7 protein-coding genes are annotated in these 7,926 nt (G+C 37.1%); 5 read left to right on the top strand and 2 right to left on the bottom strand.

What is annotated here, in order from left to right; all coding sequences use genetic code 11:
- Positions 1-146: 146 nt before the first annotated feature.
- Genes CD138_RS04095 through dltD form a run of 5 tightly spaced genes read left to right on the top strand, consistent with a single transcriptional unit; the run spans position 147 to position 4,351 of the window.
- Positions 147-275 (top strand): teichoic acid D-Ala incorporation-associated protein DltX, encoded by a 129-nt coding sequence (locus CD138_RS04095; protein ID WP_019167254.1) that lies wholly within the window; start codon positions 147-149, stop codon positions 273-275.
- Between the two features lie 19 nt (positions 276-294).
- Entirely contained in the window at positions 295-1,749 is a 1,455-nt protein-coding gene (gene dltA, locus CD138_RS04090) for a D-alanine--poly(phosphoribitol) ligase subunit DltA (protein WP_019167255.1), read from the top strand.
- The gene (gene dltB, locus CD138_RS04085; RefSeq protein WP_019167256.1) at positions 1,746-2,963 is read left to right on the top strand and encodes a D-alanyl-lipoteichoic acid biosynthesis protein DltB; all 1,218 of its coding nucleotides are present in this window, start codon (positions 1,746-1,748) and stop codon (positions 2,961-2,963) included. Before dltA ends, dltB begins: the two co-directional genes overlap by 4 nt.
- 12 nt (positions 2,964-2,975) lie before the next feature.
- Positions 2,976-3,212, top strand: coding sequence for a D-alanine--poly(phosphoribitol) ligase subunit DltC (dltC, locus tag CD138_RS04080; RefSeq protein WP_019167257.1), 237 nt, complete (start codon positions 2,976-2,978; stop codon positions 3,210-3,212).
- Entirely contained in the window at positions 3,209-4,351 is a 1,143-nt protein-coding gene (gene dltD, locus CD138_RS04075; RefSeq protein ID WP_019167258.1) for a D-alanyl-lipoteichoic acid biosynthesis protein DltD, read from the top strand. Before dltC ends, dltD begins: the two co-directional genes overlap by 4 nt.
- Positions 4,352-4,813: 462 nt before the next feature.
- Here the strand turns inward: dltD and CD138_RS04070 are convergent, their stop codons facing one another.
- Positions 4,814-6,172 (bottom strand): TrkH family potassium uptake protein, encoded by a 1,359-nt coding sequence (locus CD138_RS04070; protein ID WP_019167259.1) that lies wholly within the window; start codon positions 6,170-6,172, stop codon positions 4,814-4,816.
- Positions 6,173-6,188: 16 nt separating this feature from the next.
- A complete protein-coding gene (locus tag CD138_RS04065) occupies positions 6,189-7,838 on the bottom strand; it encodes a S1C family serine protease (protein WP_019167260.1) in 1,650 nt (549 codons plus the stop codon).
- Between the last annotated feature and the right edge of the window lie 88 nt (positions 7,839-7,926).

The following is a 7,926-nucleotide window of genomic DNA, read 5'->3' as shown; positions in this document are numbered from 1 at the left end:
ACTCTAGACCTATTTTCTTGTATTTTTATCCTTTTTTTCAAGAAATGAACTGACTTTCATAAAGTATTAAATTACATTAATTTTATCTGGGTTAAATGATGTAGTTTAATCTTCATGTCATATTATGCAGAAGGTGAAAATTAATTATGAAATTAAATCAATTGCCGATTAAAACAGTCGCATTAACATTGCTCTATTTTGCAATTATGCTGACTTTGTATTTTATTTATGGTAATGGCGATACACAAAATACTTTTATCTACAACGATTTTTAATCATTAAAGGAGCCGACACATGAAAGATGTTTTAACAATGATTTCACAGCACAGTCAAACGCAGCCGGACCGTGTTGCCGTACAACATCAGAGTGAATCATTAACTTATCTAGAGTTAGATAGTTTTTCTACACGCTTAGCATCACAACTGCTTAAAAGCGACAACCCTGTTATTGTTTATGGCCACATGTCTCCATATATGGTTGTGGGGATGATTGGTGCACTTAAAGCCGGATGTGGTTACGTCCCAATTGATCAATCTATTCCGATGAACCGTATTCAACATATTATAGAAAAAGTTTCACCACAATTTTTAATTAATACGACTGATACACCGCTCAATTATGAAGGTGTGACAGAAATTACAATTCAAGACATTCAATCTTTTGAAACTGTATCATCATTGCCATTAATGAAAAATGATGGTATCGCCTATACGATTTTCACATCAGGATCTACAGGTCTCCCTAAAGGTGTGAAGATTTATTACGAGAGTTTAGTAGAGTTCGCAAATTGGGTGGACTTACTGAACCAATATCACACGAAAGATGTTTGGTTAAACCAAGCGCCCTTCTCATTTGATTTATCTGTTATGGCGATTTATCCGTGTCTCATTTCTGGCGGTACGTTATTGTTAGTTAATAAAGAAATGATTGCAGCACCTAAAAAATTATATGACTTATTCCAAAACGAGAAAATTAATGTTTGGGTTTCTACCCCATCATTTATGGAAATTTGTTTAATGTTACCGAATGTCAATGAAGAAGGAATGCCACACTTACGTACATTCTTATTCTGTGGTGAAGTATTAGGACACCATACAGCGCAAACGTTATTAAACAAGTTCCCGCAATCTTATTTATTTAACACGTATGGCCCAACAGAAGCGACTGTTGCGATTACAAGTATTAGAGTGACACAAGCGGTACTTGATCGCCATAAGTATGTCCCTGTCGGCTTACCAAGAAAAGGCACAACATTGAGTGTGACTGAAGAAGGAGAACTCATTATCACTGGTAATTCAGTGAGTGCAGGTTATTTAAAAGACCCTGAAAAAACAGAGAAAGCCTTTTTCAAAGATGGCGATAACCGCGCTTACTATTCAGGTGACAAAGCTGTATTTGAAGATGACATGTGGTTTATTAAAGGTCGTATTGATAACCAAATCAAATATAACGGCTACCGCATGGAACTTGAAGAAATTGAAGCTAAAATGAATGCACTTCCATTTGTGAACACCTCTTTGGTTGTCCCGATTTACAAAAAGGATAAGATTGCTTACTTAAAAGGTGTTGTCAAATTAAATACGGAAGACATCGACCCAGCAGATGTACCAAAAGAAGTCAAGCAACGTCTTAAAACAGAACTGCCTGATTATATGATTCCTAAAAAAATCGAAATTGCCGAAGAGATGCCACTGACAAACAATGGTAAACTCGACCGCAAACGAATTAACGAGGTATATCAATCATGATCCCATATAGTAGCTTTCACTTTTTTGCGATTGCGCTCATTGTGCTGTTACCTGTGATCATACTTGGATTGTTAGGCAAAAGATCTAAAACTTACAATCTTATCAGTACATTGATTATGATTGTTGTCATATTTGCTGATGATCAGCATCACTTTTTCGGTAATAAATACTTAAGTTATCATTTACTGAGCCTTGTTTTGTACATTGTTTGGCAAACGATAATTATTAAAGGGTTCGAGCGACTTAGAGCCAACAAGCGCTCCACACCACTTTACATTACGACAATGATTCTATCTATCCTGCCACTCTTTATGGTTAAACTCTTACAAAGTTCGTGGCTAGGCTCTGGTCAGCTGCATTTGCATAGCTCAAAAATCGTGGAATTGTTCGGATTCCTCGGTATTTCGTACATTATGTTCAAAAGTGTTCAACTGATTATGGAAATTCATGACGGTACATTAAAACAAACTGTAGATGTGAAGAAGCTCGTACAATTCATTACGTTCTTCCCTACGATATCTTCTGGCCCGATTGACCGTTATCGTCGTTTTGTGAAAGATTACGATAAAGAAATCGCTATGGACAAATATTCACAACTACTTGGCAAAGCGATTCATTATATTATGATAGGTTTACTATACAAATACATCATTGCACATTTCGTCCAACAATATTTTGTAACACCTTATACAGGTCACCTCGATTCGTTTGGCGATTACGTCATATACATGTATGGTTATAGTTTATATCTGTTCTTTGATTTTGCAGGTTACAGTTTATTCGCGATTGCATTGAGTTATTTGTATGGTATTGAAACACCTATGAACTTTAATCAACCGTTTAGAGCAAAAAATATTAAAGATTTCTGGAACAGATGGCATATGAGTCTATCATTCTGGTTCCGTGATTGTATTTACATGCGTTTTATTTTCTTTATGACTAAGAAAAAATACATTAAATCAAATTTCCATGTGTCTAACCTTGCTTTCTTACTGAACTTCGGTATTATGGGGCTTTGGCACGGATTTGAATGGTTTTATGTGGCGTATGGTTTATATCACGCCTTGTTATTCTTTTTGTACAACCACTATGAAAAATGGCGTAAAAAGCGTTTCGGTAAGTGGGATCATCCAGTGATCAATGCACTGAGTATCGTTATCACATTCCACTGTGTCGCATTTGGCTTTTTAATCTTTTCAGGACAATTAATTTAAGGAGAGAGTTTTATGGAATTTAATGAAAAAGTTTTAGATATTATTGCAGAAGTTGCCGATGATGATATTGTGAAAACAAATCCTGATATTCATATTTTTGATGAAGGCATTATGGATTCGATGCAATCTGTACAATTATTAGTTGCGTTTCAAGATGAACTTGATATAGAAGTACCAATTATGGACTTTAATAGAGAAGATTGGGGTACGCCAAATCAAATCATTAACGAATTGGCAAAATTACAATGAAGCTAAAACAACCTTACATCATTGCTTTTTTGGCGAGTATTCTATTATTCGGTATTTTTATCATATTACCAGCCAAATGGTTTGTGCCACCGCATATTGCAAACCAACTACCGAAGTATCAAGTGTCAACAGATAGTGATATGTTAAAAGGCCAATATGTGCAAGAAGCTATGATTAAGGACCCTGATTACTACCCCGTTTATGGTTCGAGTGAGCTCAATAAAGAGGATCCATTTCAACCTGCCATCTTATTAAAGGGGCATACGAAAAATCTCTTTTATGTGGGTACTGGGGGTTCCACGGATTTAATTCAGTTGATGACGTTAGGTGCGCAATATGACCATTTAAAGCATAAAAAAATGACGATTATTGTCTCACCACAATGGTTTACGAGAAACGGCTTAACTGAAGACAATTATCAAGGTCGTGCTTCTCAGTTACAAATTAATAGTATATTCAATAATCCAAATATTTCTAACGATATTAAAACACGCTTAGCCAAACGTTTGTTGCACTTTAAAGACAATAAAGACAATGACTTTTTAAAACACTATGCAAAGACAGATAAAGCAGATGGGCATTTCTTAAACCCACTCTATGCGAATCACCTTGAGAAAATGGAAGCATTGAAAAGCTACTTGCCATTTCATCATCAAGGGAAATTGCCAAGATTATTTGATAAAAGTCAAAAGCAACCATTGAATTGGAAAGCATTAGATCAAGAAGCGCATCAATATGGTGCACATCACAGTCAGTCTAATCCTTACCAAATCAAGGATGAATATTGGAAAAAGTTAAAACATAAAAAGTCTGTTAGTCGTGACCATGAGTTCCACTTGAAATCTGTTGAGTATGATGATTTATCCCTCTTGGTGGATACACTCAACGCTGCAGGTGCGGATGTACAGTACGTGTTAATCCCTGTTAATGGAAAATGGTACGATCACATCAATCTTCCACGTGACAGACGTACACCAGTCAATGAAAAAATCGTAAAAACTATCGAAGACCACCATGGCCATGTCGTTGATTTATCACATCGGGACTATGAACCATACTATATGAGTGATGCTGTTCATATCGGATGGCGTGGTTGGGTCGAGGTCACACAACATATTAAGCAGCATATGGACGAATAAAATTTACAATGCTCTATAAAAATAGCCATACCATGTCAGAAATGAAAACATGGTATGGCTTTCTTATTTGCGGATAGGACATGAAATTTTTTGATTGTTTTGATGCAATATTTGATTTCATTTACCCTTTCGCTATGAACTGTGTTTTTGAAGGCTCGCATTAAACAGTAGCTGTCTGACTTCTCAATGTTTTACTTTTGAGAAGTCTCGTCAGCCTTGCGGGGGCAGTACTACGAAATCTTTGTTGCACATCAGATTTCTGTACTGCTCCCAAAATCCAATTCGCCTTCTACTTCATGTATGTTTCAATTAAGCCGAATTGAGTTGAAGGGCTAGCCCCTCGGAACGCGAAGCCATACGGGCAATCAAAAATTTAAATCTTAGGAATAGGGCAAGTAAAGCAAAGTACTGCACCAATAGCATCAAAAACTTTATGGCCTATTTCCATGATTTTATTAATGATTAGCCAATTTGAATGCGCTCTTTCGGAAAATGATACTTCGCTGGCTCTCGATTCCCACTCATCATAATAATGAACGAAATCAAGCCCACACGTCCGACAAACATTAAAAACATCAACACGACTTTTGAAACGCTACCAAGCTCTGATGTGATGCCTGTCGATAATCCACATGTTCCGAATGCCGACATAATTTCAAAATAAATCTTAATGAATTCGATATGTTGCCCTTCATTTAACATGATGATAAACGTTCCAATAAACGTCATCATAATCGCGATACAAAATACCGCAAATGAACGTTGAATATCTTGGTTGTGAATTTCACGGTTGAATACTCTAATTGATGACTTTTCAGCGTTCGGTTTATAATTAATGACAAACAATACCATAATGGCAAACGTTGTTGTACGTATACCACCACCTACAGAACTTGGTGAGGAACCGATAAACATCAATCCCCCCATTAATAAGTTTGTCGCATCTGAAAACTGCGATACATCAAAAGTTTGCAAACCTGCACTTCGCGTCGACACAGACTGAAACATCGCATAAAATAACGTTTTATGCCATGACTCATTCGCGAATACACCATTAGCTTCGATAAATAAAATTCCAATCACACCTGCAATTAAAATAAATAAATACGTCACCGTTGTCACTTTAGTAAACAGTGAAAATCGGAAGTTAGGAATTCTGTTTTTAATGTACGCTTTAATTTCTAATAATACCGGGAAACCGATTGAACCCAAAACGATGAGAAACATCACTATCGTTTGTACAAAGTAATCATTCGCGTATGGAATTAATGACTCTCCCGTAATGTCTAGTCCTCCGTTTGTCGTTGCAGAAATGGAAACGAAGACCCCTTGCAATATCGCTTCTTTTAAATCATGAATATCTTGGTAAAAATAAAATGCGAGTAGTGTTGCACCTACAAATTCAATCACTAAAATTGCTCTCACAATGTCTAAAATCAGTTTGACTGTCCCACTCATCGCCTCTCTATTGTTATCTAACATAATGAGTTGACGTTCACGTATACCAATGTGCTTGCCTAATACAACCCATAACAACGTACCGATTGCCATGACGCCGATACCACCAATGTTGAGAATGATCAACAAAACAATATATCCAAATACGGAATACGTCTCGGAAATATTGACGGGTGTTAACCCTGTTACACTCACACCTGATACCGCTACAAACAACGTGTCAATCGGTGCTACTTTTACACCAGGTTTGTGAACACCTGGCAGATTAAGCAGCAAAAAAGCGCCAACAATTGCGACAAGGTAATACAAGACAATCCCTTGTTGTGGGCTGGATTTTTTTAGTAGTAATTTGACTATGGACAAGTCATTCACCCCAAAGTTATTTCAATTTGAATGAGATTTCCTTCACCTCATTTTCACGTAAGACCTTTAACTTCACTGGCTTTTGTTGATCGATGTGTTGCGTTAACTTTTGTTTATAAGCCAAATTATCTTTGATAGGTTTACTATCTAATTCTACTATGACATCGCCTTTTTTCAAACCAGAATTTTTCGCAGGACTGCTGTCGTTAACTTTTTGAACGACGACTCCTGTTGTCACTTCTTGAGGTATCTTATATGCATCACGTGTCGCTTTATCTACATCCGCGACGTTTTGCATGTCAATATCCGTCTTCGGTTGTTGAATGTCGCCTTCTTTTTCAATTTTTTTGGCAACCGCTAACGCTGAGTTAATTGGAATGGCAAACCCCATATTTTGAACACTCGGCATGTTGATTTTAAGTGATGCGATGCCTATTAAATGACCTTCTTGATCGACTACCGCGCCACCTGAATCACCTGGATTAATTGGTGCATCAACTTGGAATGCACTGAGCAATGTATCATATTCATTATCTTGATTGAAATCGACTGGTACATCACGATTTAACCCTGACACGATGCCTTCCCCAACTGTATTTTGGAAATCCAAGCTAAGTGGATTCCCCACAACTAAAACCGGTTCGCCTAATACAACTGCACTAGAGTCTCCGTGTTCAAGTGGCTTTAACGTATCGTCTTTGGGTGCTTTCATCGTCATCACAGCAATATCAGCCATTTTATATTTACCTATCACATTAGCCTTAGCCGTTTGGTTGTTACCAAAAGTGAGTTCATGTTCTTTACGATCACCGACAACGTGCGCATTTGTCAGTATATAAAGAGTGTCGCCTACTCGTTTGTAGACGACACCTGATCCACTTTCTTTTTCAACTTGTGCCTGAGCATCTGGATTCTGAACTGCATCTGGTGTAGGCTGACTATTATTTTCAATAGAAACGACAGATTTTACAGCTGTATTCGCATTCGTCATCGTTTGCGTAACTTTTTTATTTGTGCCTTTTTCTTTTTGTTGCGTTTCTAGCGTTTGCTTCATGTTCGCATTGTCACTTTTATTGACGTTATTAAAAATTGCAAACAATAACAGTAATACGAGAATAGCCGCGAGTACAATTAAAATCTTCGCCCATTCTCTAGAAATAAATTGTGTGACTTTTTCAGTCCAATCACGCTTTGTTGTATATTGATGTTTCGACGATTCTGTTTGTGAATTGTCCTTTGTATGTAGTGCTTCATCTTGCGTTTTTGTTGTTTCTGATTCATGTTGTGTCGACTTATTCGATTCTTCTGCTGTATTCGCGTCAGCATCCGTATGCGCCGCTTCTGTTGCTTGGCTACCGTTAATCGTCACTGATGAAGTCGCATCAAGTGGTCGTGCAGCTTTAGATTTTTCTGCATCCGTTGTTTCAGATGGTTGCTGATTTTTATCACCATCGTCATGCGTTAACTTTTCAATACGTGCTTTTCGCAGATTATCTTTGACACGTTCTTCATTATTTTTTACTTGCTTTTTTTCCTTTTCAGCTTTGAGCGCGTTTTCTTTTTCTTCAGCTTTAAGTCTTTCTTCACGCTCTTCGTTATGGAAATATTCGCGACGTTTGCGCTTATAATGATGCCTTGGAATCACATGTTTCTTATCTCGATCCATTGCACGCCCTCCTTATGTATCTCTTTTACCTATTATGACATATCGCTACTTAAATTTCTGTAATATTTACTTATATAGCGCAAACTTT

The organism is Staphylococcus intermedius NCTC 11048, assembly GCF_002902385.1.
Lineage (GTDB): Bacteria > Bacillota > Bacilli > Staphylococcales > Staphylococcaceae > Staphylococcus > Staphylococcus intermedius.
The sequence above is the reverse complement of the archived record's forward strand: the minus strand, read 5'-3'. Positions and strand labels throughout refer to the sequence as shown.

Bases quoted from the DNA above. Each gene is read 5' to 3' on its own strand.
- dltC (WP_019167257.1), top strand. From the start codon at position 2,976: ATGGAATTTAATGAAAAAGTTTTAGATATTATTGCAGAAGTTGCCGAT.
- dltA (WP_019167255.1), top strand. From the start codon at position 295: ATGAAAGATGTTTTAACAATGATTTCACAGCACAGTCAAACGCAGCCG.
- CD138_RS04095 (WP_019167254.1), top strand. From the start codon at position 147: ATGAAATTAAATCAATTGCCGATTAAAACAGTCGCATTAACATTGCTC.
- dltB (WP_019167256.1), top strand. From the start codon at position 1,746: ATGATCCCATATAGTAGCTTTCACTTTTTTGCGATTGCGCTCATTGTG.
- dltD (WP_019167258.1), top strand. From the start codon at position 3,209: ATGAAGCTAAAACAACCTTACATCATTGCTTTTTTGGCGAGTATTCTA.
- CD138_RS04065 (WP_019167260.1), bottom strand. From the start codon at position 7,838: ATGGATCGAGATAAGAAACATGTGATTCCAAGGCATCATTATAAGCGC.